Here is a 402-nt window from a genome sequence, read left to right as displayed (position 1 = left end):
CGCCGGCACGCCGTCGCCGACCGGGCGGGCCCCGGCACCGGCCTCGGCGAGCGCGGCGGCGGCGGCCACGAGGACCGGCCCGCGCGGGGCGGGGTCGGTGCCGGCGAGCACGACGGCGCGCTCGCCGAGGCGGGTGGGCAGCGGCGCGAGGGCGCGGGCGACGGCCTCGTGCAGGGCGGCGTCGTCGGTGGCCAGGGCGGGGCCCAGGACGGCGTCCCAGGCGGCGGCGGCACCGCGCCCGCGCACCTCCTCGGCGAAGCGGTCGGCCAGGCTCTGCACGGCCCAGTCCTGCAGCTCCTCCAGGCGGCGGGGCGCGGCGGGCTCGTCGTCGGCGTCGTCGGCGTCGTCCTCGACCTGCTCGCCGGCCCCCTCCCCGGCGAGCGCGCCCTGCCCGGCCCGCTC

Annotated in this window: 1 pseudogene; it reads right to left on the bottom strand. The window is 84.1% G+C overall.

From position 1 onward, the window contains the following. A pseudogene (locus tag GTR00_RS25310) lies at positions 1-402 on the bottom strand (hypothetical protein); the annotation flags it as partial.

Source organism: Kineococcus indalonis (assembly GCF_009906395.1).
Lineage (GTDB): Bacteria > Actinomycetota > Actinomycetes > Actinomycetales > Kineococcaceae > Kineococcus > Kineococcus indalonis.
Note: the sequence above shows the minus strand (reverse complement) of the source record. Positions and strands in the feature narration are given on the sequence as shown.